At 38.4% G+C, this 25,892-nt stretch carries 26 protein-coding genes and 2 tRNA genes; 15 read left to right on the top strand and 13 right to left on the bottom strand.

Annotation, left to right across the window (positions count from 1 at the left end):
• Window positions 1-7 precede the first annotated feature (7 nt).
• A complete protein-coding gene (locus I6E70_RS15110) occupies window positions 8-1,450 on the bottom strand; it encodes an aminotransferase-like domain-containing protein (protein ID WP_197189042.1) in 1,443 nt (480 codons plus the stop codon).
• 102 nt (window positions 1,451-1,552) lie between these two features.
• Here I6E70_RS15110 and I6E70_RS15105 point away from each other — a divergent pair, with 102 nt between their 5' ends.
• Complete coding sequence (locus I6E70_RS15105; RefSeq protein ID WP_197189041.1) at window positions 1,553-2,482, top strand: DMT family transporter; 930 nt, start codon at window positions 1,553-1,555, stop codon at window positions 2,480-2,482.
• Between the two features lie 37 nt (window positions 2,483-2,519).
• On the opposite strand, the gene I6E70_RS15100 is transcribed toward I6E70_RS15105, so the two are convergent.
• Window positions 2,520-3,389: a diacylglycerol/lipid kinase family protein gene (locus I6E70_RS15100; protein WP_101216220.1), complete on the bottom strand. Its 870-nt coding sequence runs from the start codon at window positions 3,387-3,389 to the stop codon at window positions 2,520-2,522.
• A 327-nt stretch (window positions 3,390-3,716) separates the two neighbouring features.
• Here I6E70_RS15100 and I6E70_RS15095 point away from each other — a divergent pair, with 327 nt between their 5' ends.
• From I6E70_RS15095 to I6E70_RS15080, 4 genes are all read left to right on the top strand, one after another.
• Window positions 3,717-3,857, top strand: coding sequence for a hypothetical protein (locus I6E70_RS15095; protein WP_010554841.1), 141 nt, complete (start codon window positions 3,717-3,719; stop codon window positions 3,855-3,857).
• A 219-nt stretch (window positions 3,858-4,076) separates the two neighbouring features.
• Window positions 4,077-4,167, top strand: a tRNA-Ser gene (locus I6E70_RS15090).
• 52 nt (window positions 4,168-4,219) lie between these two features.
• Window positions 4,220-4,312, top strand: a tRNA-Ser gene (locus I6E70_RS15085).
• 491 nt (window positions 4,313-4,803) lie between these two features.
• Window positions 4,804-5,292: a DUF4124 domain-containing protein gene (locus I6E70_RS15080; protein ID WP_007579794.1), complete on the top strand. Its 489-nt coding sequence runs from the start codon at window positions 4,804-4,806 to the stop codon at window positions 5,290-5,292.
• On the opposite strand, the gene I6E70_RS15075 is transcribed toward I6E70_RS15080, so the two are convergent.
• Window positions 5,276-6,400 carry an aminotransferase class V-fold PLP-dependent enzyme gene (locus tag I6E70_RS15075; RefSeq protein ID WP_197189040.1) on the bottom strand — a complete coding sequence of 375 codons (1,125 nt, stop codon included), beginning with the start codon at window positions 6,398-6,400 and terminating at the stop codon, window positions 5,276-5,278. The two genes, I6E70_RS15080 and I6E70_RS15075, sit on opposite strands and share 17 nt — an antisense overlap.
• A 1-nt stretch (window position 6,401) precedes the next feature.
• Entirely contained in the window at window positions 6,402-7,571 is a 1,170-nt protein-coding gene (locus tag I6E70_RS15070) for a PrnB family protein (RefSeq protein ID WP_197189039.1), read from the bottom strand.
• 136 nt (window positions 7,572-7,707) lie between these two features.
• Between I6E70_RS15070 and I6E70_RS15065 the strand changes: the two genes are divergently transcribed.
• The 4 genes from I6E70_RS15065 to I6E70_RS15050 all read left to right on the top strand — a co-directional run bounded on the left by I6E70_RS15065 (window position 7,708) and on the right by I6E70_RS15050 (window position 13,492).
• Window positions 7,708-8,163: an Lrp/AsnC family transcriptional regulator gene (locus I6E70_RS15065; RefSeq protein WP_007579788.1), complete on the top strand. Its 456-nt coding sequence runs from the start codon at window positions 7,708-7,710 to the stop codon at window positions 8,161-8,163.
• 72 nt (window positions 8,164-8,235) lie between these two features.
• Entirely contained in the window at window positions 8,236-10,956 is a 2,721-nt protein-coding gene (locus I6E70_RS15060; RefSeq protein ID WP_197189038.1) for an ATP-binding protein, read from the top strand.
• Complete coding sequence (locus tag I6E70_RS15055; RefSeq protein WP_197189037.1) at window positions 10,946-12,346, top strand: alpha/beta hydrolase; 1,401 nt, start codon at window positions 10,946-10,948, stop codon at window positions 12,344-12,346. Before I6E70_RS15060 ends, I6E70_RS15055 begins: the two co-directional genes overlap by 11 nt.
• 6 nt (window positions 12,347-12,352) lie before the next feature.
• Complete coding sequence (locus I6E70_RS15050; protein ID WP_197174370.1) at window positions 12,353-13,492, top strand: GNAT family N-acetyltransferase; 1,140 nt, start codon at window positions 12,353-12,355, stop codon at window positions 13,490-13,492.
• Here the strand turns inward: I6E70_RS15050 and I6E70_RS15045 are convergent.
• On the bottom strand, window positions 13,469-14,059 hold the full coding sequence (locus I6E70_RS15045; protein WP_169044521.1) for a DUF938 domain-containing protein: 591 nt from the start codon (window positions 14,057-14,059) through the stop codon (window positions 13,469-13,471). The genes I6E70_RS15050 and I6E70_RS15045 overlap by 24 nt on opposite strands.
• A gap of 200 nt (window positions 14,060-14,259) precedes the next feature.
• Here I6E70_RS15045 and I6E70_RS15040 point away from each other — a divergent pair, with 200 nt between their 5' ends.
• The 5 genes from I6E70_RS15040 (at window position 14,260) to I6E70_RS15020 (ending at window position 17,356) form a co-directional block, all read left to right on the top strand.
• Entirely contained in the window at window positions 14,260-14,445 is a 186-nt protein-coding gene (locus I6E70_RS15040; protein ID WP_010554833.1) for a hypothetical protein, read from the top strand.
• 101 nt (window positions 14,446-14,546) lie between these two features.
• Window positions 14,547-14,912, top strand: coding sequence for a hypothetical protein (locus I6E70_RS15035; protein WP_231609258.1), 366 nt, complete (start codon window positions 14,547-14,549; stop codon window positions 14,910-14,912).
• A gap of 11 nt (window positions 14,913-14,923) precedes the next feature.
• Complete coding sequence (locus I6E70_RS15030) at window positions 14,924-16,300, top strand: class II fumarate hydratase (RefSeq protein WP_197189036.1); 1,377 nt, start codon at window positions 14,924-14,926, stop codon at window positions 16,298-16,300.
• A gap of 110 nt (window positions 16,301-16,410) precedes the next feature.
• Window positions 16,411-16,944 carry a hypothetical protein gene (locus I6E70_RS15025; protein WP_197189035.1) on the top strand — a complete coding sequence of 178 codons (534 nt, stop codon included), beginning with the start codon at window positions 16,411-16,413 and terminating at the stop codon, window positions 16,942-16,944.
• Between the two features lie 10 nt (window positions 16,945-16,954).
• Window positions 16,955-17,356 (top strand): hypothetical protein, encoded by a 402-nt coding sequence (locus I6E70_RS15020; RefSeq protein ID WP_024589501.1) that lies wholly within the window; start codon window positions 16,955-16,957, stop codon window positions 17,354-17,356.
• Window positions 17,357-17,385: 29 nt separating this feature from the next.
• On the opposite strand, the gene I6E70_RS15015 is transcribed toward I6E70_RS15020, so the two are convergent.
• The 8 genes from I6E70_RS15015 to I6E70_RS14980 all read right to left on the bottom strand — a co-directional run bounded on the left by I6E70_RS15015 (window position 17,386) and on the right by I6E70_RS14980 (window position 23,416).
• Complete coding sequence (locus tag I6E70_RS15015) at window positions 17,386-17,571, bottom strand: hypothetical protein (protein WP_024592231.1); 186 nt, start codon at window positions 17,569-17,571, stop codon at window positions 17,386-17,388.
• A 15-nt stretch (window positions 17,572-17,586) separates the two neighbouring features.
• A complete protein-coding gene (locus tag I6E70_RS15010) occupies window positions 17,587-17,913 on the bottom strand; it encodes a hypothetical protein (protein WP_010554828.1) in 327 nt (108 codons plus the stop codon).
• Window positions 17,910-18,548, bottom strand: a complete 639-nt coding sequence (locus I6E70_RS15005) for a DUF4178 domain-containing protein (protein ID WP_010554827.1) — start codon at window positions 18,546-18,548, stop codon at window positions 17,910-17,912. The genes I6E70_RS15010 and I6E70_RS15005 overlap by 4 nt, the downstream gene beginning before the upstream one ends.
• A gap of 74 nt (window positions 18,549-18,622) precedes the next feature.
• Window positions 18,623-19,315 carry a PspA/IM30 family protein gene (locus tag I6E70_RS15000; protein WP_004335088.1) on the bottom strand — a complete coding sequence of 231 codons (693 nt, stop codon included), beginning with the start codon at window positions 19,313-19,315 and terminating at the stop codon, window positions 18,623-18,625.
• Window positions 19,316-19,339: 24 nt separating this feature from the next.
• Entirely contained in the window at window positions 19,340-19,753 is a 414-nt protein-coding gene (locus I6E70_RS14995) for a YjfI family protein (RefSeq protein ID WP_004335098.1), read from the bottom strand.
• A 79-nt stretch (window positions 19,754-19,832) separates the two neighbouring features.
• Window positions 19,833-21,554, bottom strand: coding sequence for a polyamine aminopropyltransferase (locus tag I6E70_RS14990; protein WP_197189034.1), 1,722 nt, complete (start codon window positions 21,552-21,554; stop codon window positions 19,833-19,835).
• Between the two features lie 3 nt (window positions 21,555-21,557).
• A complete protein-coding gene (locus I6E70_RS14985; protein WP_024609365.1) occupies window positions 21,558-22,457 on the bottom strand; it encodes a DUF350 domain-containing protein in 900 nt (299 codons plus the stop codon).
• A 26-nt stretch (window positions 22,458-22,483) separates the two neighbouring features.
• Window positions 22,484-23,416 (bottom strand): hypothetical protein, encoded by a 933-nt coding sequence (locus I6E70_RS14980; protein ID WP_007579759.1) that lies wholly within the window; start codon window positions 23,414-23,416, stop codon window positions 22,484-22,486.
• A 362-nt stretch (window positions 23,417-23,778) separates the two neighbouring features.
• Here I6E70_RS14980 and I6E70_RS14975 point away from each other — a divergent pair, with 362 nt between their 5' ends.
• On the top strand, window positions 23,779-25,770 hold the full coding sequence (locus I6E70_RS14975; RefSeq protein WP_007579757.1) for a putative bifunctional diguanylate cyclase/phosphodiesterase: 1,992 nt from the start codon (window positions 23,779-23,781) through the stop codon (window positions 25,768-25,770).
• The last annotated feature ends 122 nt before the right edge of the window (window positions 25,771-25,892 follow it).

Genomic DNA, 25,892 nt, shown 5'->3' with positions numbered 1-25,892 from the left:
ATTGGTATTACTTTTTAGCTAATAAAGTGAGCTTACCCAATGTAACTATTGCTTGCTCAATTTGCGCGCTCCATCGCACACCATAACTTAACCTTACACAGCTTTTATATTTATTCGAGGCTGAAAAAACAAGCCCAGGGGTAATACTAATACCCACCTCAAGCGCAAGTAAAAACAATGTTTGGCTATCGTACTCGCCTCCTAAATCTAGCCACATTACGCAACCTCCTTTTGGATCGCTTATACGTGTATTTTTTGGCATAGCTTGTTGTAAGCACCATCGCATACGCTCTTTGTTATCGCGCAGGCGTTGCCTAAGTACTTTTAAATTTCGGTCGTACTCGCCGCTGGCAATAAACTCAGATAACGTCCATTGGTTTATTAACGAAGCAGAGCAACTTAGTGCTCTTTTATATCGCCTTGCTTGCGTTGCAAATTTACCCGCAACTAACCAACCTACACGATAGCTCGGCGCTGCCGTTTTAGAAAAAGATGAGCAACTAATCACTAATCCTTTTTTAGAGTACGCTAAAGCAGGTGTGCCTCGTTTTGCCGTAAAATATAAATCACCGTATACGTCATCTTCAATAAGCACTACGTCATGACTTTCAAGTAGCTCCACCAGCTGCTGCCTGTTTTTATCTGGCATAAAGCTGCCTACAGGGTTGCTAATTGCTGTCGAGAATAAACACGCTTTTATATCATGCTCGTTTAAAGCACGTTCTAAATCGTTTAGCCAAATGCCGTTATCTGGACACAGTGGTATTTCGAGCGCTTTGAGGCCTAAGCTCTCTATTAGCTCTATAATCCCGTGATAACAAGGCGTCTCAATGGCAACTACATCGCCTGGCTTTGTCACGCACTTAAGCGCAATAGCCATGGCCTCTTGCGCACCATTGGTGATAACAAGCTCGTCCATATCAATACCAATGCCAAAATCTAGATAGCGATGCACTAGTTGCTTTTTCAGCGGCACAAATCCATCTGTTGGCCCATAGTTAATGGCTTTACTGCCGGCAATTGTCATTACTCGGCGCATATTTCTGGCCAGTGCTTTATCGGTAGGTGCAGCGGCTATAGGATTAGCGATACCAAAAGGGACTACGTTAGCTTGATGAATGGCGCTGTATACCTGCTCTATTAAGGCTTGTTTATTTACCACAACAGGCTCGCGACTTAATTTAACTCGCTTAGGTAAGTTATGCGCGGCGTTAACAGCTTTTAAAAAGTAACCTGATTTTTCGCGTGCCTCTACTAGCCCTTGATCCTCAAGTGCTTGATACGCTTGTTTTACAGTGGGAATACTTATATTTAAGTTATCTGCCATTTTACGTAGTGATGGTAGTTTTTCGCCGGGGAGTAAAACTTGTTGAGCACTCATATCCCTAATTAACTGAATAACTTGCTGATATAAAAACTCATGCCCTTGGCCATTTTTTTGTCTTATCATCACACACCAAATCTGTATAGGTTACATTTTTACTTTTCTGTATATGGTAAGTATACAGATAGGTCTTAAAATAGCCATTCAATCGGGCTTTGAGGACTAACCATGAAAAGTGCAGCGCTATACATTACAACCGTTTTAATTTGGGGCTCAACTTGGTTAGCCATAGAGTTTCAGTTAGGTGATATTGCGGTAGAGTTATCGTTATTTTATCGCTTTGCTATTGCAGCGCTTTTAATGTGGTTATATGTAGCGTACAAAAAACCCGACATGCGATTTAAGTTACTGGATCATGGCTTTTTTGTTTTATTAGCCATTTGTAATTTTGGATTAAATTATTTAATGCTTTACTGGGCACAAAATCACCTTACCTCAGCCATGACCTCTATTGCTTTTTCAATGCTGCTGGTTATGAACATAGTCAATACTCGGTTATTTTTTGGTAAGCCAATCTCAAAACGAATTTATACAGGTGCTGTACTCGCTGTATTAGGTATTACGTGTCTGTTTTGGCCACCGTTACAGCAGTTCGACTTGAGTAATGGTGCATTGGTCGGGTTACTACTTGCCCTTGGTGGCACCTTTGTGGCTTCATTAGGAAATATGGTAAGCGTTCGTAATTCTCGTAAACAAATTGGTGTGTTGCAAGGCAATGCATGGGGCATGTTATACAGCGCTATAGGCTTGGCTTTATATGTATTAATGAACGATGTGCAATTTAGTTTAAACGCTCCACCAAGTTACTGGCTATCACTACTTTATCTATCAATATTTGGCACTGTAATCGCTTTTGGTTGCTACTTTGCTCTACTTAGAAATATAGGCCCTGAAAAAGCCAGCTACGTTATTGTTTTATTCCCACTAGTGGCAGTAACACTGAGTAGTTTTTTTGAAGGCTTTGAATGGCACGCAAATACCTTTGCAGGATTTAGCCTAGTGCTATTAGGTAACGCCATTGTGCTTACCCTAACAAAACGAATTAACGCCTTTTTAGCTAATAGAGCAATGGCTAAAAGTGGCTCCGTCCCCAGTTAGACGCGTTATTAACGCAACTAACGTAAAAGCGCCTACCCTACTGTAGGCGCTTTTTTATTGGCATATGAAAAAGTAAAGCCTGCCCATGTACACTAATAACGGCAGGAGTTTTACCTACCAGTTCACCATCTGCTTCAATCAATAACCCTTCAGTTTTTATGGAAGCTGTATTTAAGCGACTGTAGTTAAGGTTTTTTATATGCTGATGGCGCTTAAAAAACAACTTCATAAAGCTTATTACGTTATAAAAAAGCCCACCCGATCGCATTTGATAACACTCAAGCAGCCCATCAGTTAAATCTGCTTTTGGCGCTATTTCTAGACCACCACCAAAGTACTTATGATTAGCAAATACGGTAATTAAATTTTTATACTGCCTAACATCGTTATTAAACGTACCTTGTAACTGCTGAGCTTGATAATAAAATAGCTCCTTAATGCTCGTCCAACTGTAATCAAAAGATGAAAAACTAGCTTTAGCATTAATCGCTTTAACTACATGAGCATCAAACCCTACCCCTGCAATATTAATAAAATAGCGACTATTAATTTTTCCTACATCAATTGCTGTCGGTGTATTAAATAATGCCTTTCGCCAATCATCTTCTTTGCAACTAAACCCTCTCGAGAAATCATTACCTGTACCGCAAGGCAATAATGCTAACGTACAGCTACTCCCTATTAACGCATTAACCGCCAAGCTCAATGTACCGTCTCCGCCAAGTACAACTACTTTGGTAAATTTACTCAGTAGCAACCTTATTTGAGCGCTGTCATTGTTAAAGTTTCCTGTTGTAGTAAACATACAATAAGAAAAACTGCGTTTTTTACAGATGCTTTTAAGCCACATTAGTGATTTTTCATTCTGTTTTTTTGTACTTGGTTTAATAATTATTAGTAGTGACAAGCTTTTGTTTCCAACAATGTATTTGAGAACGAATGAAAAAGAGTTTAATTGAGTTTTTTTAATCTGAATAACTAGTCAAAAAAGGTTGTGTAAAATGCATATAAATAAATAAAAACACACACAAATGCCAGTATTGGTGAGAGTAACGCCGATTTTATTTTAACTACTTATGCAAAAACCATAATAAAAAACACTGGACCGCACGTTAATAAAATAAATAAGGATTAGTTTAACTAATCCGTCAGGCTCAATTTTTATCGTTGTCTTTTTAATCAAACAACGTGCAAAATGCACGCGATTTCAACATATACAACCCGGAGCAAAATAATGAAACCAATTAACACATTAAATCAAACAGCAGCAGCTCAAGTAGCAGTTAAACCAACTAACCGTAAAGCAAGAATGTTAGCTAGACTTAACACTATTGGTAAAAGACTAGCACTTAGCGGCGCAGCTCAATATAAATAATCACCCAACCATGATTATTTTTCGGTGCAGCGAACACTCAACCACTAAATGAAGTCACTTATTTAGCTCCCCCTTGTTTGCTGCAACCTATTTATTTTATTAAAAATTGCCTTAATTTCCCCTTATTTACAAAAAAAACCTCATTTACGTACGTTTTTTAGGCAAACAGTCATTTTGCTATTTACACAGCGGTATCACCTAAGTATTATTCTGCGTCACGGAGAGATGGCAGAGTGGTCGAATGCACCGGTCTTGAAAACCGGCATGGGTTTATAGCCCATCTAGGGTTCAAATCCCTATCTCTCCACCATATTTTAATTGGTGGCTTTTTTTACTTCCATCAATACAAACGGTTATGCGTTGGAGAGGTGTCCGAGTGGCCGAAGGAGCTCCCCTGCTAAGGGAGTATAGAGTTTGTAGCTCTATCGAGGGTTCGAATCCCTCCCTCTCCACCATACTTAATTTAAACCACTTGATTGTGGTTTTTTTGTGCCTAAAATTTAACACCAGTACAAAATAGGGAGGGTGAGAACCCTCGACAGGGTTCGACAAAATGTCTGGAACATCTTGGGCCGCTGCAAGCGTCGCGCAGCGATTGATTACATGGATGTAAGCAAGTCTATCCCTCCCTCTGGACCATACTTAATTTAAACCACTTAATTGTGGTTTTTTTGTGCCTAAATTTTAACACCAGTACAAAATTGGGAGGGTGAGAACCCTCGACAGGGTTCGACAAAATGTCTGGAACATTTTAGGCCGCTGCAAGCGTCGCGTAGCGATTGATTATATGGATGTAAGCAAATCTATCCCTCCCTCTGGACCATACTTAATTTAAACCACTTAATTGTGGTTTTTTTGTACCTAAAAATTATAAAAACTAAACAAATTGTGCCTAGTAATAACTTAGGGCATTATTAACACAACTTTAGCCACTTTAGGTTTAGCTATGATCCGGTTCATATTGCTATCAGTTTGCGCGGCAGCACCATTTTTTACCTTGGCACAAAGTACAACAGTGTATAAGTGTGTAATTAAGGGCGTTCCTACCTTTAGCCAAACGCCTTGCGCTAAAGATGCACAAGTTATTACTCTTAAAGATATAAACGTAATTGAAGCATACAAAAGCTCTACGCCCGGTAAAGGTATTACCGACACCTCTGTGGATGACTACTTAGAAGTTCAACAAATAGAACGAGAAATAAAGCGCCTTGAGCTATCTATTGCACAAAGCCAAAAAGAATACGCAGCTAAAAAACAGCAGATAGATTACATGACTCAAGATAAAGCCAATCGTTTAGGCGCTTCGTCTATTGCTGATGCTATCGCAACTAAAACAAATTCGTTAAAGCAAGCTTACGACGCATCAATTAATCAAACGCAGCAAAAAATAGAGTCATTAAAACAAAGAAAGCAGCAGCTTAGCCAAAACCCTTAAGCGCTCGTTTTACTATCGAAATAAACTGCTCAACGTCTTCTTGAGTATTATAAATATGTGGCGATACTCGTATCCCAAATTTACGGGCATCTACACTGACTTTCGCTTTATTAAGCGCTGTAAGTACATGGTCTTGCTGCTTGTTAAAAAACAAAATAACAGTCCCGCTGCATTTATCACTACTCATAGGTGATGCAACATATTTGCCTAGTTGCTCATGAATAAGCGTAAGCATAGCTAAATTATGATCCCTTACCTTGTGAGCAGTTAGCTCTGCAAAGTAAGCAATGCTATTTGCGGCAATAATATAAGGTGCTACAGAGGGAGTACCACCCCAAAACTTGAGCGCACTGGCGTTATATTCAAAGTGGTTTATATTGAACTCAAATGGATTTTGATGCGAAAACCACCCCACATCTTTAGGCTCGCAATACTCTATCTGATTTTTGTTAACCCATAAATAAGCTGCACCTGGGCCACCACATAACCATTTAACGCTCGAGCCAACCATAAAGTCAGCATCGAGTATGCTTAAATCAAGCGGTATAACACCCGCTGATTGAGCAACATCAACTATTGATAAACTATTAGTTAATTTACTTATAGCTACAATATCGTATACAGGCGCCTGTACACCTGTATTTGAATACACATGACTTATAAAAACTAAATCGATGTCGGCGGTTATATAACGCTGCCAAACACTAATATCAGTTAGGTTTTCGTGCTCTGGTATAAACATAATTTGTGCGCACTCTGGTAATGCTTTTTGCATTGCAAAACCCATGCTCGGAAAATCACTTTGCGCCATAAGCACTTTACAATTTTTTTGCTGTAGCCGTGGATGCGACATAAGCAACTTTGTTAAGCCACTTGATAAATTAACCTGAGGACAAAACTGCGAACTAGGCGCATTAAATAACTTACCAAGCGCGGTAGTAAATTGCTCAACTGCGGACAGCCATTGTTGCCAAGGTTCTTTATTTGAGCTCTCCCACGGTAAAAAGTAGTGCTGAGCTAAATATTGCTGCGTATTTTTAAGAGGACGCCCTACCGAGTGGTTTAGTAAATAACAGCCATCAGCCATACAAAAATCATTTTTAAGCATGCTATTTAACCAATTTTTTAAGTGTATTTAGATCGTCAAAACGTGTTTTTATATCGTCGCGTTTGGCACTGGCCCGCCTATCTCTTAATTTTTCGAGCGAATCAAGTAACACATGAAGCGGCGGACCACTTGCTGTTACCTTGCTCATATGCTGCTGTTGCATATTTTTTGAGGGCTGAGCAATAAACTTTTCAACCAGTTGATTATGATGACCGACTGCGGTGTCACCATGTAATTTACACACTTGGATAAATAACGTTGCGTGGCTTTTAAACCAATCTGTATTTTTATATTGCTCTGCTTGTAAAAAGTCATCCATAAAGCTTTGCATACGCATGGCTTCTCGTAGGATTTGTTGATCCTCTGGCATCATATATAAAAACTTATCCACCAGCATTTGCGAGTAACTAGGCTCATTTGCGCTACAAAGCCCTAGTAACATATCAATCACGTTAATACCTGCAAAGTCACCAGCATTTGCACCTCTGTAAACCTCTTTACCTACACGGTACGGTTTATAATAAGGGCGAACGCAGTTAAAAAAGCGATCTGCATCGAGCTCAGAATAAAGTGCATTATTTGACTCAATTACATCTATAAGCGCTTGTTTTGCTACTTTTAATAACTCACCACACAGGGGGTGTGAGATACCTAACGGCAATATTTTTAATAAAGCATCACTTGCACGTTTATAGGCCAAAATACCTTGGGTGTTGTAATCAAGAAATAGCTTTTCATCAGGTAAATTGGTAAATCGTTTATAAATACCGTTAAGTGCTTTGTTATGAGTAGTTAAGTGGGCGGTAGCAAAACGAGGGGTTACGCCAATGGATGCGCCTATATGCATAGCAAGCGCTGAGGCTTCAATTAGTGGCGAAGTAGTTTCTCTGCTTGGCTCAGTAATTTCATGGCGCCTACACGCCGCCATAAACAATCCTACGTTACCGAGTAAGTCAAAAGCGCTATCAAAGCCTTGATCTGTGTTTCCCTCGGCTAATAAATTGCTAATTAATGCGTTGCCTTCTTTTTCTAATTGTTGCTTTAAGGCCTCACCTATTCCTTCTACATTTGCTTTATCGGTTTGCTGCCAGTAAAGCTGCTCTAATTCACTATTTAAAGTGACAAACTCTGTTCGTATCCAGTGATCAAAAATAGCGGTATGTGTGTTCATTGTTGTGCTCTATTATTTTTATAGTTAAATGCTAACAGAGTTCAATGAGGGTAAAACGCCAAAAAAATTAGTAAAAATTGCAATACTTAGCAATAATCACTACAAATATAAAAATAATTAATAAAAGCCGACAACTATGTTAGATAAAAAAGACCAGCAATTACTCATTGCACTGCAAAGCCAAGCTCGTATGTCTGTTTCAGATTTGGCCAGCAGTATTAACCTATCGGATACACCTTGTTTAAGGCGTATAAAAAAGTTAGAGCAAGAAAATATTATTACCGGCTACCACGCCGCCATAAATCCTAAAGCACTTAACCTTAATGTGTTGGTATATGCATTCGTACGATTAAGCCAAAACTCGGTAAGTGCTGCAGAGCAATTTGAGCAACATGTAGAAAAATTACCACATGTATTAGAGTGTTGTGTAATATCAGGAAGCTATGATTATTTATTAAAAATCATTGCACATGATCTTGAGAGCTACGAAACATTTGTAAAACATCAACTAGGTAGTTTAAGTTGTATTGCAAATATAGAATCAACAGTCGTGTTAAAGCAGTCATTTAGCAAAAAACAGTTACCATTATAAAAATAACCAAAATAACTTACTGTTAGCTATACTGATATTTCAAAACGATAATAATAATTGCTTGGACCTTATGTGAAAAATTTTAACTCTAAAAATCATTCCATTATTTTTTACATCATGTTTGCTTTAGCATATTTTTTAGTCGGCATAGCACTCACTAAACTTGCTTTTAACTCGCAAATAATTCCAATTTGGTTACCTGCCGGTATAGCTCTAGTCGGTTGTTATATTTGGTGGTGGCGCTTTATCCCGCCTTTATTCGTAGCTGCAATTGCGTTTAACCTAAATATTTTTGATAGTTCAGCTCATGAGCTAGTCCTGGTCGGCAACTCATTCAACGAGGCTATGTATATCGCCTTTGGTGTTGTTATACAGGCAATGGTCGGCGCAGCTTTTTTAAAGTATTGGCTTGGTCACCCGCTGCGTTTTAAAAAGCGCAAGAATATAATTTACTTTATTTTAGTCATAGCCATATTGGTCAGCTTAATTTCAGCTAACTTTGGCGTATTCGCACTGAGTCAATTTAACTCGATTTACAGTATTGATAATCATTGGAATAATGTTATTTACTGGTGGCTTGGCGATACATTAGGGGTATTAATTGCAACTCCATTTTTACTTTCTTTATTACCACAAAAGTCTAATCAACATACTATATCGGCATTTCCGACAATTGCAGTATGCTCAGTTTTATTTTTATCAGTCGCGGTAACAACACAATTATACGATCAGGAAAATCGTATAAGCACTATTAAAATTGCCGAACGTGAAGTCCACGTTATAGAAAACAGCCTTTATAGATATACAAATCGCAGTATTATTGCAGTGCAGAGCTTAGCAAGTCAGGTTCAATCATCTCCCATGCTGAGCCAGCAAGATTTTTATTCTTATGCTAGTCAGTTACTAACTCAATACGAGTTTATTAACGCTTTATCGTGGAATGCAAAAATACCTCAAGATCAACGAGAAGTCTTTGCTCAAGAAATATCAAATATTTACCATTTAGATATTGATATAGTTGGCGAACCTCTTGAAATTAACGATCCCCTTGTTATAGTAAAATACATAGCTCCTTTTAATGGTAATCAAAAAGCTATTGGCTTTAATGTATTTTCAAACCCTGATCGAAAAAACTCTCTGCTTAACCCCGCTATAAAGTACATGCCAGTCGGAACTAAAATAATTCAGTTGGTGCAAACCAAACAACCTAAACCAGCCTATTTATTATTTGCCCCTGTGTACTCCCAATATAACGATGAAAAAACAATTAAAGGCTATGCCACTGGTATATTTTTAGTGCGTAGTATTATTGAGCAGGCCATTTCTAAAGAACAGTCTGATATGTTTTCGATTGGTATATACGAAGATACAAACACACCGCCGTTTTATAGTAATTACTCTCAAGATGTTCAGCAAGCCAAAGGCAGCCGTTTAATGTCGTTTGACGTGGACTTTGCAGGGCAAAAATGGATTGTAAAACTAGCCCTTAAAGAAAGCTTTTTAACACAACATAATAGTCAACTAACTCTATTATTGCTCATACTTCAAGTTGCCGTATGTTCTTTAATTTTAATGGTTTTACTGCTGTTTAATCAGCAACAGATTGCACTTACACGTCAAGTTGCAGAGCGTACACACTCACTCGCACAAGCAAAGCAGCAGTCTGATTTAGCTAATCAGGCTAAAAGCCAATTTTTAGCGAATATGAGCCACGAAATACGTACACCATTAAACGCCGTTATTGGTTTTTCTTCACTTGCTCGAGAAACAGACAGTGCAAGTACACTCATTGGCTATTTAGATAAAATAAACTCATCATCTAAAAGTTTATTAAACTTAATTAACGACATTCTTGATATATCAAAAATAGAATCCCAAAAGTTAGTTATTGAATCTATTGCATTCGACCTAGGTGCCTTAATAACACGCATAGACAATATGTTTGAACAAAGCGCACTTAACAAAGGTATTAACTGGCAAGTTAACTCAAAGCTACCTTTAAATACCTGGTTTATTGGTGATCCTATGCGAATTGAGCAGGTATTACTTAATTTATGTAGTAACGCGATTAAATTTACAAGCCAAGGCAGCGTTACTTTAAACATAGAAACAGAGTTTACTGCCGCCAATAAAGTACAGCTCGTTATAAACGTTAGTGATACCGGAATAGGTATAAAACCAAGCCAGCATAAAAAATTATTTAACGCATTTACCCAAGCTGATAGTTCTACCTCAAGGCAGTTTGGCGGTACAGGACTTGGCTTAACCATAGCTAAAGAGCTAAGCCAGCTAATGGGGGGAGAAATAGCACTTAAAAGTGAAATAGATAAAGGCTCTACTTTTACATTTTCCATGCGATTAGAAACAACAGAGCCTAAAAAAGAACATGTTATTACATTTGATAATACTAATATTACTTCGCTAGACATTTTGGTCGCAGAGGATAACCCAGTAAATCAAATGGTTATTAAAGCGATGCTTGGCTCGTTAGGGATTGTGCCGTATATAGTAGAAAACGGTGAGTTGGCGGTCGATATAGTGAAAAAGCAGCATTTTGACTTAGTGCTTATGGATTGCCAAATGCCTGTAATGGATGGCTATAGAGCAACGGCACTGATCCGCCAGTTTAAAACCGAACAAGAACTCCCGATTATTGCTTTAACTGCCGACGTAATGCCAGAGGATAAAGCACATGCACAAGCAGTTGGATTTAATCAACATCTTGCAAAACCGCTTGAACTCATTAAGCTAACCGAGTGTCTTGTCCAATATGCAGAAGTTAATGAACAATAGTGGTTTAATTTTAAGAATAGTTTTAAGAGTATTTTTAAGAGTAGCTTTTGGTTTTGTTTTAAGTGTTTTTTCTCATACAGCTGTCGCTCAAAACTGTATATCGCAGGCGAGCGACTTTAAATTTATAACAAAAAGTAAGCAACAAGGCTTATTACGCTTTGAAAATGAGCACAACCACCAGCCCTTTAATTACCAAGCCATTTTACCATTTAACGATTACTTAGATTTTGCATATAAACATATAAATAAAGCCAATCCACGTGCAAATATGCCATGCCCTGTTATTACACAAACGTATCAGCAATTAGTAACACAAGGTACGCGAAAACCTGACCCTACTATTGCAGATATTATTGCTCCTTTTGAGCTTACGCATCCAAACAGCAATAAAGTTGCGCTATTAATCCACGGACTAACTGACTCCCCCTTTACGTATCACGATTTAGCACAAGTGTATTATCAGCAAGGCTATACTGTGCGTACTATTTTATTACCAGGACATGGAAGCGCCGCAAGTGCGTTACTCAATGTAGACTTTAGCCAATGGCAACAAGCAATAAAATACGGTATTGAACGCTCGGTGCAAGACTTTGATGAGGTGATACTCGCAGGTTACTCTACCGGTGCAGCGTTACTTATTGATTACGCAACCAAACATACTGTATCCTCTAAAATTAAAGCGCTTATGCTTTATTCGCCCGGCTCTGAGCCACATAATAAGTACGGCTGGATAGCAAAGTGGATTGATGCCATACCCTTTGTTAATTGGATTGATAAAGATGCCGATGTAGACTTTGCTAAGTATGAATCATTTCCTCTAAACGCAGCTGCCGCTTCGTACGATGCAATGTCACTTGCAAGTGTAAGTAGCTTAAACAAACGCCCTGCACTTAAATTACCTATTTTTAGTGTACTTAGTGATATTGATACCACGATAGACACGCGTGCCACGCTAAAGTTATTGAGTACATTACACAAAGATAATTCAGTAAAATATAAGCCACTCGATACTTTAGTACTTTATGGAAGCACCAATATTTTACCGCCAGACTTTGCTAGTGACTACACAGTAAATAATCCGCAATGCACAACACCTCAATGTAAAAAGGTTCATGGTATGTCGCATATTGCTGTTGTTAACTCACCGCAAAATCCACATTATGGAATTAACGCCACTTATCGCAATTGTGGCAGCTTTATTAACGATGAGTCCCTGTATGAAACATGTAAAACAACTAAAAAACCACAACTAGGAGAGCGTACAAGCGCCAACTTAAAACACTATCCGGCTTTACAGCGCTTAACTTATAATCCTCATTTTACCGAGCTTAAAATACAAATTAGTACGTTTATTAAAAACGTAGAACAGCTTAGAACAACTACAAGGTAAGTAGTCATGGGAACGTTTTCGCACCAATGGTTTAGCAGTATTAATGAGATTGATCAGGCGCAGTGGCAACGTTTATTTGGTGATGAACCATTTACTCAACATACTTTTTTATATGCCCTTGAACAAAGCCAATGCGTAACACAAAAAAGCGGTTGGCAGCCCCATCACCTCGCTATTTTTGAAGATGATACGCTCGTTGCACTTGCACCCGGGTATTTAAAAAGTCATTCATACGGCGAGTATGTATTTGACTGGGCCTGGGCTGAGGCATACGAAAAACACGGTTTAGAATATTATCCCAAGTGGCTATCTGGCATTCCCTTTAGCCCTATTGAAGGCAAGCGTATTGCTATCGAGCACGCTAATCCAAATGCGGTATATCAATACATTACAGAGCAACTTAGCTTACACAGTGCTCAGCAAGGATGGTCGGGATGGCATGTTAATTTTTGCGACCAAGCCCAAGCCACCTCATTAACTGAGCAACACGCCATGTTAAGAGTGGGTGTGCAATTTCAGTGGTTTAATAAAGGTTATGAATCCTTTGACGACTTTTTGCAGATGCTTAGCTCACGAAAACGTAAGTCACTTAAAAAAGAGCGAGCTAAAATAGCGCAACAGAACATTGATATTGAATGGCTGCAAGGAACGCAAATTACGCCCGAGATAATGCAATTGTTTTGTGAGTTTTATCAGCGTACCTACTTAAAGCGCTCTGGTCATTTGGGCTATTTAAATATGGAGTTTTTTACGCTTTTACATGCCTTAATGGCTAATACTCTCGTTATTATGCTGGCCAAAAGAGACGATAACGTGATTGCTGCAACACTTAGTTTAGTAGGTAAAAATACGCTTTATGGGCGCTACTGGGGAGCAAGTGAGGAAGTAGATTCGCTGCACTTTGAATTGTGTTATTACCAAGGTATTGAGTTTGCAATAAAGCATAAACTCAACTGTTTTCATTCGGGTGCACAAGGTGAGCACAAAATAGCACGCGGATTTGAACCCGTACTTACCTACTCTGCTCACCATATTGTTGATGGCGACTTTAGTAATGCAATAAGCGACTACTTAAAGCGTGAACGCGGCCATATTGATATATATAAAGAGCAATGTAGCTCATTACTGCCGTTTAAAAACGAGTAACTGATTATTTGCAGGCATGGCTGTATCGCTAATAAGCGTAAGCCCTGCTTGCTTAGCTAGTTGTTCAACTGCTTCAAAATCTCTTATTCCACTTAACGGATCGCGCTCTGTTAAAAAGGCACTAAAGTCATCATTACTTGGGCTGGTAAATTCACCTTGGTATTTGAATGGCCCATAAATACACAACATACCGTCGCTATTTAAGTGGCGTTTAACACCGTCAAAAAAACGCTCAACTAATTGCCAACTTACAATATGAAATGTGTTTGCAGTATAAATAGCGTCAACTTTATCTATTGGCCACTCATTATTTAAATCAAGCTCAAGTGGTGCATGCAAATTAGTTAAATTAGCTTCGCGGTGCCATAAGTTAATCCCTTCGTGGTTTATAGCACGATCACTTGTATGCCATTGTAAATGTGGTAATTGCTCTGCAAAAAAAACACTATGCTGACCGGTTCCTGAGCCAACTTCGAGTACTGTTTTAGTATTTTTTAATACAACTTTTAATTGCTCTAAAATAGGGGTTTTATTGTTTTCACAGGCTTGTGAAAATGGCTTTGTCATTACTGTGCACCAAAATTGTAGATTAATGCACAACAGTAAAGCAAATTTAGCTTATTTTGTCGTGATGAAAAAAAGATAATTTTTAAACACTATAACTATCATATGGTTGAGCTAATTTATTATGATTGGTACGTAATATGCTTTTATATAACTAACCCACTAAAGGGTTTAACTTATATTAAATTTCAAAGGATAAAATTATGCATATACCCCCTTATACCGCTGTAGACGCAGCTATTGCTATAACCGAAAAAACCACCGACGATCATAGTTACGCCGTTGATATGAGAGCTACAGTAATCGATTTACTTTCGCACCCTAAACATAATCAACAGGCGATGACCAAACATGAAACAGATCAGATATTTATTCTTGGCTACAATTAAAACTCAAATTAGTATCGCAAATAATTTTTATAATAACTGTTTACACTGAAACCGATTAAATGTAATGATAACTATTATCGTTAACTTAAGTCGGTTTTTTTATGTCTTCAAATTATGCCCAGCATCGTTACCATCAAGAACTCTCTTGCCATTGCTTAAGACCTGGCCTGCATGCACCCATGCTCGTTGCCGATTACATAGAAACCGCCCTTAACGTCGCTAAAAAATTTGAGCAACAACGTAATCCCTTGCTTCAAGAGTTTTATCTTAGACGCACACACCATGAAATTATGAACAAAATGTGCGACCCTCTTATACATAATGCTATTCGTAAACAATGTTTAGAGCAGTTATACAAACCTTTATTAGCACTAAAACGGTTTTATAAAGTGCATAACAATACTGCACAATTTTTAATACTTGAGCGTGAAGCTCGTATTCTTAGTCACGAATTCAACCCTTTTTAAGGAGCACACTTATGAGCAACTTTAGAACAGAATCAGACAGCATGGGCGAGCTACAAGTACCTACTGATGCGCTCTATCAAGCGCAAACACAGCGAGCGGTTAATAATTTTGCCATTAGTGGCTTACCTATGCCAAAGCAATTTATCACTGCACTGGCTTATATAAAACAAGCCGCTGCACAAAGTAACTGTGAGCTAGGCCATTTAAGCAAAGCTAAAGCCGATGCAATTGAGCAAGCTTGTCAAAGTATTATTGATGGTGAACATGTTGAGCATTTTCCCGTTGATATTTTTCAAACAGGTTCTGGCACAAGCTCAAATATGAATGCCAATGAAGTTATTGCAACGCTTGCTAGCCGGATAGGCAATGAAAGCATTCACCCTAATGATGATGTAAACATGGGGCAAAGCTCTAACGATGTAGTCCCTACTGCTATCGCACTCAGTAGCGCAATAAATGTAGTGTACGAATTACTTCCTTCGCTTGAAAATTTATCGCAAAGCCTGGAAAAGAAAAAAGCTGAAGTAGGCCATATAGTTAAAACGGGCCGTACGCATTTAATGGATGCAATGCCTGTAACGTTTAATCAAACACTAAGTGCATGGCAGTCACAAGTTAATCATGCTGCAGCAGGAATTAGACATAGCTTAGAGCGTGTATGCGAACTTGCACAAGGTGGTACAGCGGTTGGAACAGGAATAAATGCAGACCCTAAATTTGCAGCAAAATTTACAGAAAACCTAAGTGCCAATGTAGGCATTAGATTTACGCCTAGCAGTAACTTTTTTTATAACATAGGTTCACAAGACGCCATAGTTGCGCTTTCGGGGCAATTAAAAGTACTCGCTGTAGCACAAATGAAAATAGCAAACGACTTACGCTGGATGAACTCAGGACCACTAGCGGGCCTTGGTGAAATAGAGCTTGAAGCATTGCAACCAGGCTCGTCTATTATGCCTGGTAAAGTAAACCCAGTAATACCAGAAGCCGCTGCAATGGTAAGTGCACAAGTAATAGGTAACGATGCCACCATTACAGTGGCAGGCCAAGCGGGTAATTTTGAGCTGAACGTTATGCTGCCAGTCATTGCTTATAATATTTTACAAAGTATAGAATTACTTGCCAATAGCGCGCAAGCATTGGGCGATAAAGCCATTGCCAGCTTTAAGGTAAATCAGCCTAATATAGATAAAGCGCTCGCTAAAAACCCAATTTTGGTAACTGCGCTCAATCCTGTGATCGGTTATGAAAAAGCAGCAAAAATAGCAAAGCAGGCTTATAAAGAAGCTCGCCCAATTATTGATGTAGCTGAGCAGGAAACTGATTTACCACGCAGTGAACTCGAAAAACTACTTAACCCCACCAAACTAACGCAGGGTGGACTTTAACAAAACGGTATTTTTCACGGCTTTAATTACTTGATAATATAGTTTTTATTGCCGTAAAAAATGCACCGTGTATGATAGTGATGAATATTTCATCACTATCAAGGTTTGTTATGCGTACCCCATTGTTAGCCATACTTTTACCACTGTGTTTAACTGCATGCTTAGATAAAGCACCCACTGAAACGCAGCAAGTAACAATCACCTCAGAAGCTGAAGCACCAAAGCAAGAGCTACAAAAGCTAAAAGAAAACACTCAATTACAAGAAAATACTAAAAAGAACGTAGTTGCTGAAAAAATACCAAAAGCTGATTTAAAAAACGTTTCAATAGACGATATAAAAACAGCTAAAACCGAATTAAATACGCTAATTACAGATAAGCAATGTGATACCAGCACCCAATGCAGAATAAGTGCAGTAGGCAGTCGCGCATGTGGTGGGCCAAGCAGCTTTGTTGTGTACTCAACAAACGCAGCATCTGAGGAACAAGTAGCAGCCCTTAGCGACAAAATTACTAAGCTTGAAAGTAGTTATAATTCACAAAAAGGGATGATGAGCATTTGTCAGCATTTAACAACGCCAAGCACGCAGTGTGTTGAAAATAAATGTGTTAAACTTGAAGGCTCAGCGGTAAGTGCATTTTAAGGATAACGTTATGAGTTGTTTACCATCGGCAATTAAACTATCAATTTTAAGCATTGCTAGCAGCATTTTATTACTAAGTGGTTGTGCTAGTACTGTGACGTCAAATGAGCAAAGTAAAAACTTATCTGACTTAAACTATGATCTGAATAACATGGTGAGTAATAACAGCTGCACAGCAAGCTTTCAGTGCAAAGTACTTGAAGTGGGCGCCCGCGCATGCGGCGGACCGAGTAAATATGCTGTTTATTCAACGCTAAACACATCTCAAGAAGAAGCAGAACAGCTTGCTCAACAAATAACAAAACAAGAAAACATACAAAATAAAGCACAAGGCTTAACTGATTGTTCTCCTGTACTTGAAGTGCAATCGCTGTGTATTAACCACCAATGCCAGTCGTTTGATATAAAATAAAAACGGCCGCGTATAAGCTAATTTCAGCGTTAACTTAAATACGGAATTAACGCTGAAATTACTACCACCAGTACCACGCAAATACCCGCTTTAATAATGTATTTCATGGGCATTGTTTTAAGCACCCAATATGCATAAATAAAACGTACAAAATAACTCGCCGCAGTACCAAACAACGCAAAAATAATTAAGTAAGCAATTAAAACAATATTCATAAAAACCTAATTAAATTATTTCACTTTTTTATTTTTAGTGTGAGCTATTAATAAATCAGCTACTTGTTGCTTTACGGCTCGCTTATCATCGCTTTGTACATCAAAGCGACTGGCTAGTTGCGCTATTTCATCATCATTTAAGTTAAACGATAAACGTTGACGCGTTTTTTTAGACTTTACGTCTAAGCCAAGTATTTTTCGGATCATATCTGACGGCGTTAGCTCTTGATCAATTGCCTGCTTTTTTATCAGTTTTTGAACTTCGCTGCTTAGATCAAATGCCATTTGTGTGGCACGTACAGCTTGTTCCTGACGTAACCACTTGTCTTTAGCATCACTCACTTAGCGTCTCCGGGAAACAAGTCTACAATGTCTGACATTGGACGCATGAGCGTTAGCGATACTTCGGTTTCGCCGCCATCCCAAATTTCGATATTTAAACCAAAGCCTTCATTATCTGACGCTAAGCAAATCATTTCACATGGCTCGCCACCTTCTTGCTCATAACGAGGTAATGCTTGGTTGCGGTAGTCTTTATTATGGAAATAACACACATAAGGCGACTCGCTTTGTTGGTAGCTTTTAGCTAAAAACTGCATAAAGCGCTCTGGTGTATTTTGCACTGTAATGTGGGTTAACGACTCTTCATCAAAAATACGCGCAAACTCATCAAGGCTAAATATCTCTTCAACTTCGTTTCGCTGAATTTTAATAGAAAAGTTAGCCCACTCTTCGCCGTCATCTTGCTCAATTTGTAAAAATACAACTTGGCCGCTATTTGTCTCAAGTACAAATTCAGTATCACTACTGTGCTGATATTGGTAAGTCTGAATATCAGTAACACGTAACGTTTCACCCTTTAACCATGCAGGATAGGCAAATGAATCAATAACGCTAAACATGTCGCCTTTTTTAAGATCGCTCGGATGATTAAGTTGACGTTCTGGCTCTTTTTTAGATTTGAAAAAATTAAACATAGGAAGGCTGCCTTCTAAGCAAAAAAGGTAACTGAGAAAAACTCGGTTACCTTTTTAAAGTATAAACGTAATGGTTAGCTATTTTGTTTCGCTTTGATGCGAGCTAAAATATCAGCGCTTTTTGGACTTGTGTCGCCAATGCCTGCTTCAGCCATTTTTGCTTTTAAGTCATCGCCATTTACGTCTGACTCAAGTTGCTTTGCAGCACCAAGCTGGTCACTTCGATCTTGTTGGCGCTGTTTAATACGTTCAAGCGATTGACGAGCCGATGTCATAGACGAGCTGTTTGTATTAAGCGTGCTGTTAACAGCCATTGTTGCTTGCTGTACGCTTTCAGTGGTTTTAACCATTGTAAGCTGACGCTGATTCTCTTTAATCGATTTTTCAGCATCTTTAACTTGCTGCTTAAGCGCAACAATGTGATTGCTAAAGCCAGACAATACTTGCTCGTTTTCAGCTTTTTCAGCTTCAAAGTCACCAATTTTTTCTGCAATTTCTAATGCTAATGCTTCGTTGCCCTTTTCAAGAGCTTGGCCTGCATACGCTTCATGTTCAGCGATTGATGCATCTACAGCGCTAATTTTACGCTTAGTTTGCATTTCTTTGGCCATTACTTCAGTAAGGCTTTTTTTAGCTCGGTGAAGTGCATTTTGCGCGTCTGCAATTTCTTGCTCAAAAATACGGATGCCATTTTTGTCTACAATTGCTTCGCCTGCTTCACGAGCGCCGCCACGTACTGCTGTAAATAATTTTTTTAAAATACTCATAATCTTAACTCCACTAACTAGCTATTAATCGTTTAAATACAAGGTCACGGCTTCTAGTGCATCGATAGCGTTATCGGCTAATGTCACTAGTTCGTGGGTAACGTCATCTAATGATGAATTTACCGACAGTGCACCAAAAATCGCGTATTTGTTATCGATTTTAGCAAATGCACTCAGTGGAATTGGCACGTTTAAACGTAGTAATGTTTCGTTTAACTCGTTGCGTAATTCACTCTTAACTTCATCTTCGTCAAACAAGTAGCTAATACATAACAACTGCTCTTGCGTTTGTGTAACAAAAATTGGAAGTTCATCATTTCCATCAACAATGACTTGTAAAACATCTTGCTCGCCTGGGTTGGCAATCAAGAAAGACTCAAAGTTAGCGCCTTCAGTTTCAAAAGAAGCTAATTTTATTGAAAGTTCATTTAATTCCATGTCTCTGCCTTTTGTCGTTTGACATATTATGTCTGAGTTAAGATTCTCATGGCCGACATATTATGTCAACCATGTTTTATTAGTTTTTATACAATTCGCTTTCAATTTGCCATGCAGTTCGGTAGTAATCGTACAACTGACCAGACCCTAACCTATTGACCTCAATACTTTTAACTTGTTCAAAGTAGTGGTTAGGAAATACAAAACTTGCCAATAAATATTCTTTACTAATCCATCTTGATGGCACAGGCATAGCCGTCGCATCATTAATACGGCCACTGGCCGACTGCCCCATTTTAGTCGCTATAGTCCAGCCCCACTGCCCAAAAGAAGGTATGTTTTGCTGATACTGCTCAACATAGCCAAACCCAGCAGCTTTAACTGTTTTAGCAATGCTTAAAAACGCTTTTTTAGCGTGATAAGGTGAGGTTGATTGAACCGCCATTGCGCCATCGGGTGCTAATAGCTGCCGTACATGATTATAAAAGTAGTTACTGTACATTTTATTTAGATCAGGATGATTAGGGTCAGGTAAATCAATTAAAATAGTGTCGAACTGCTTAGATTGGTCAAGTAGCTTTTCTACTTCTAAAAATGCATCACCCACAATTATGTTGGCTCGCGAATCATGCATCGATTTATTGTTTAGCTGTAGTAATAGCTTATTGATGTGCTCTGGCGGCGTAAAGTCACCGTCTTTATGACCAAATAAATTGAGTAGTTGCGCGTCTAAATCTATTAGCGTTACTTCGCTTACAGGCCATTTTAAAACATCTCTAAGTGCAAGCCCGTCACCACCACCAATTATTAATACACGGTCGTGTCTGTTAGAGGCAAGCATTGCAGGGTAAACCAGCATTGAATGATATATTTGCTCATCAATACTTGAGAACTGTAAACGCCCATTTAAATATAAATCGGTAATTGGCTGAGGTTGGTTTTTGCTTAATCTTTCGGTTAAAACTACGTGTTGGTATTTAGTTGCTTGCGAATAAATTACTTTATCTTTGTATAAAACATTACTTAGATTGTTCATCCAGCTACTGCCAAATACTAAAATAAAGCCAAATAATGCCAGTAATACTATATGGCAAACTAAAAGTGCCTTAGCAAAGCGCACATGGGTATGGTAGCGCCATAAAAACGCGAGTCCTGCGATGATATTAAATAACGCCGTCCACGCTGCAGCTTGCATTATAGGCATTGAGAGCATGATACTTACCCAAATGGCTGCACCAATACCAGCACCAATATAATCGGCACCATAAATAGTCCCTGCGTTGTTTTCTAAAAAACGGCCATAAACGTGCTGACGAATGCGCGCTATAAGCGGTATTTCCATACCAATAAATAAGCCCAGTATTAAACCAAAAACATAAGGTAGAAAACGTGACCACTCTTGTAGCTTTTGAAATACGTAACCATTAAGTACAACATCAGGGGGTAAATTAAAAATGCTCGAAAATAAATGAGGAAGAGAATAACTAACTGCTATTACACCCGCTATCGCTAAAATGCAGCCCATGCCAACCAAAGCAATAATGCTTTCTAGCCAAGCAAAAGCGGTAAATGCATCTTTGAACCAGCGCGCTAAAAAAGCGCCTAAGCCCATTGCTACAATCATAGTGCCAATCATGGCGTAAATAGCGCTCTCTACTGAGCCAAGTACACGGCCCGCATAATGAGACAGTAAGTATTCATAAATAAGGCCGCACCCAGCAAGCACGGCCATAACAGTAATAAGTAGTATATCGTGCCCAAGTAAGCGAGACTTACTTGGGGGGGTGTTGGTTGATGACACTGATTATGCGCCTAGTAATGTTGCCATAGTGATACCTACAGCAAATGATACTGCTGCAGAAATAGTAGCTACACCTACATTTTTTTGACGATTAACTTCATCGGAAATATCGCAACCAGATAAAATTATTTTAATTGTCACTAAGTGCAAAATAATAAATGCAACAAGGCTCACTACTGCGCTAATAGCCCAGTATAGTAAACTCGCATTAATATTATCAGCCGCGTAAGGTGCAACACCCGTTGCTGCTGTAATAGCTAATGCACTACCTATTAAAAATCCAGCGTAACGAATACCCACAGCTAAGTTACCATCAACAATTGCTTGTTGTAGGCAGTCGCCACTTTTGTTTGTACGCTTAAATAACTGCACTCGGTATTGGCTAACAAGTAGTAATACAACACTACCTATAATAAAGGCGGCAATTACAATTGGAAGACCATGCCAGCCGTCAGTAGCCACCCATAAAAGAGCTGAGCGAATAACGATAGCAACACTGACAACATGGCCAAAATCAATTATTGAAGCTGTAACGTTACCTTTAACGATTTCGTCGTGCAGGCTTACTTTACGAAGAGCTACTTTATCTTGAAAAAAGTGACCCAACTTAATCAGTACAATTGCTAATGCGCCATAAGCTAACATTTGCAGTGCTTCTTGTTGCAGTGTTGCAGCAAAAGCTCCGCTACTTACACCCGTTAATACAATCGCCAGTGCCACTAAGCCAGCGGCAAAGCTAATACCAAAAGCAAAGTTATCACGCTCTGTTATTTCATCATTTGCATGTAAGTTTGAAACCCAGCCTTTTATATATTTAAGGCTTACAAATAATAAAACTATAATTGCAAAATCAATCGCCAGCGCTTGCAGTGACCACATAGTTATTCCATTAAATTCATACATATTATTCTAACTCCAACTTTATTCTTTTACTTACCACGGCTCACGCCACGAGAGGTTCTGCTACCGCTATCACGCACCGATCCTGAGCTATTGCTATAACTGCTCGAACGAGAATAACTACTGCGGCTTTTTGCTGGCGTATAACTACTACGGCTTAAACCTGATGCACCTGTTTTTTTACTCGCATAAGGACTGGTAAACTGCTTACCTTGGCGTTGGTATGTTTGGCGCGTGCGTGTTTCTAAAGCGCTTTGGGTTTTAATTTGTTTAGGGCTTGAATAACGCGAACGGCCATAGTCATTGTAATAGCTATACTTTCGGCGCTTACTCCAGCTTCCGTATTCAACACGATCAAATACATCACCTAAAATACGGTACATTCCGTACCATTGCCAAAAGCTAATACCGTTACTATTTGATTGCCAGTTACCATAGTTAGGGTTACCTACCATTTGGTTACCAACACCCTCACCTTCAGCTTGCTTACTAATTGCGCCTACACGCGCTAAAGTGCCTTTGGACATATCAGCTAGCATATTAATAGGATCGGTTAACGCATCAGAAAATAGCGTAGGTTTAGATGCATCACGCAACAAATCAATGCTATGTAACGTATCTTCGTAAGGAGGAATTAAGTAAGTTCCTTTAATATCTTTAAGTCGCTGTGTTAAGCCACTATAAAGTGCGCCTTGGCGCGTTGCATCAAGGGTAATTACATCAACAACTTTTGTAAGCTCTGGTTGTTGTTTTTTAAGAAGCTCGCCATATTCTTTAAGTAACACAGCATTGCGTACACTTCCATTATCGAGTGCAGTACCAAGCTGAGACAGCTCCGTATCTACCTTTTTAATAGACTCTTGAATTGTTTGTTGCAGCTGCTCTTCTTTCGATTGACAACCCATAAGCACTGCGAACAAACAAAACAGGCTTATAAGTTTCCAAGCTTTAATATTCGACATTCATGTCACCTGATTTACTAAATTAACTCAGGTAGTTTTACACAGGTCACTTATTAAACCAAGAATGAAATTGCAACAAAGTAAGTCAGTACAAAATTAAATAAACAGCTATATTTAGTATATGAATTTAAAAGCATTCTTAATGTTAGATTTTTAGTGCTAAAAAGGGCGAAGTAAGTAACTTTTTTTGTAATTATGGATTGTCTGATTACATAATAATAACTAAAGCATAATTAAATGATGGTTAAGGGTTAAATTTGATGCTTCATAGTATTCGGTATAAATTTATTATAATAACAACGGTTTTAATTATATTTAGCGCAAATTTAGTTTTTTTCCTCGCGATTAATGAGCACGAAGATTTGTATCGTCAATCTGTTAAACAAAACTTAGATGCAATGTCTTCAAACATTTCCGATAGTTTATTACGCGTTATGTCTGAGCAAGTTGACTTGTTCTCCATAACCACCGAATTGCTCGGTTTTGATCGATACGAACATATTAAGTTTGTTAATGTATTTGATGCTGACTGGCAGTTAATTCAGTCATACGTCCACCCTAACTATCTATATCTAGAGAACTTCAAACCTGAACTCGTCAGTATTCAACCAAAAGATTTACCTTACGCGGTTACAATAACCAATGAAGGACTAGTTGCCTTAAAGGCAATTGGGGAGGAACAGTTTCCTATTGGGTATTTACTCATTGTACAAGACTTTAAAAAACCATTAGATGAAAGCAAGGTTAGCCTTTTTTACAGTGCAGCACCCTTTGTAGTTTTAATTATTGCACTCACCATTATTATTTCGTTTTGGATATATCAGCGTTTATTAAGCCCACTTTTAAAGCTCTCAGAATTCACACAGAAAGTAGAAAAATCAACAAATTATAAGCTTCAATATCAAGTAACTGGACACGATGAAGTATCTCAACTTGGTAATGACATTAATACATTACTACAAACAATTGACTCCCAAGTTCAAACTAATCATAAACACACCGCACAGCTTTTAGTACAAACACATTCAATGGAGCGCCTCGCTAACTACGATATATTAACAGGCCTACCTAACCGCATGTTTTTTATGGAGCTGCTTAAACTTGAGTTAGCAAGTAGTAAAAGTAACGACCAAGACATTGCAATTATGTTTTTTGACGTTGATAGCTTTAAAGGGGTTAACGATACACTTGGCCATGAAACCGGGGATATGCTTTTACAAGCCGTCGCAAATAAAGTGAAAAGCCATCTGCGAAGTAGCGACATAATTGCGCGATTAGGCGGCGATGAGTTTTTAATTATGCTACCTAATATCACTGAGCAGTCTATCGTTATAGATATCGCCGAAAGTATCATTGAGGGTATGAAAGAGCCATTCACTATAAACGAATGGGACGTACCAGCAGGTATTAGTATTGGTATAGCGAGTGCCAAAGAAGCTAAATTTGATATAAATACGTTCATTAGTAATGCTGATATTGCAATGTACACATCAAAAGAAAAAGGCAAAGGTGCATATACCGTTTTCCATCATAAGATGCTTGAAGATAACAAAAGAAAAGCGCAAGTCGCTAACTTAATAACTCATGCAATAACGCAAAATGAATTTGAGTTATTTTACCAGCTTAAAATGTCGAGTACAGGAGAAGCCAAAGGTTTAGAAGCCTTAATAAGATGGCAAAGTGAAAAGCTAGGCTTTGTTTCTCCTGGTGAGTTTATACCTATTGCGGAACAAGCAGGTAAAATAAAAGCGATTACTCAATGGGTTATCACACAAGTATTTAAAGATATGCAAATGCTAAAACAACTTATGGGGAACAATGTACTCGTCTCCATGAACCTTTCAAGCCATGACTTAAAGGATCATAACTTCATTCATACTGTAAAAAGTAAACTACTTGAACATAGCGTAAATATTTCAAATATTCAGTTTGAAATAACAGAATCAAGCTATTTAGAAAATTTTGAGAACGCTAATGAATTTTTTAATCAAGTTAAAGCTATGGGCGGCTCGATTGCATTAGATGATTTTGGCACTGGTTACTCTTCATTGAGTTATCTTACTAAAATTGAAATTGATACATTAAAAATAGATCGAATGTTTGTAAATCAATATGCAAGCTCAGCAAAAGACACTGCGGTATTACAAGCAATACTCGATTTAGGCCAGCGCCTTGGTTTGAAAATATGTAGCGAAGGGATTGAAACAGCCGATCAAGCTAACTACCTAGTATCACATGGTAGTGATGAAATGCAGGGCTATTATTTTGCAAAGCCAGTGTGCATTGCACAACTACCACAAGCAATTGAACGAGCAGAAACATTATTTAAAGAACTAACAATAACTACAAAATAACTGAGCCTGTAACGGATTCTGTGTAACTGCCCGTTGTTAGATTTTAAATATGCTTACTGAGGCGTTCCTCAAATTCAATGATAAAACGACTCATTGCATTACGCCAGTCTCGAATTGGCATC

This window comes from Pseudoalteromonas sp. NGC95 (assembly GCF_015864705.1).
In the GTDB taxonomy this organism is placed as follows: Bacteria; Pseudomonadota; Gammaproteobacteria; order Enterobacterales; family Alteromonadaceae; genus Pseudoalteromonas; species Pseudoalteromonas arctica.
This window is presented reverse-complemented; position numbering and strand designations above follow the sequence as displayed.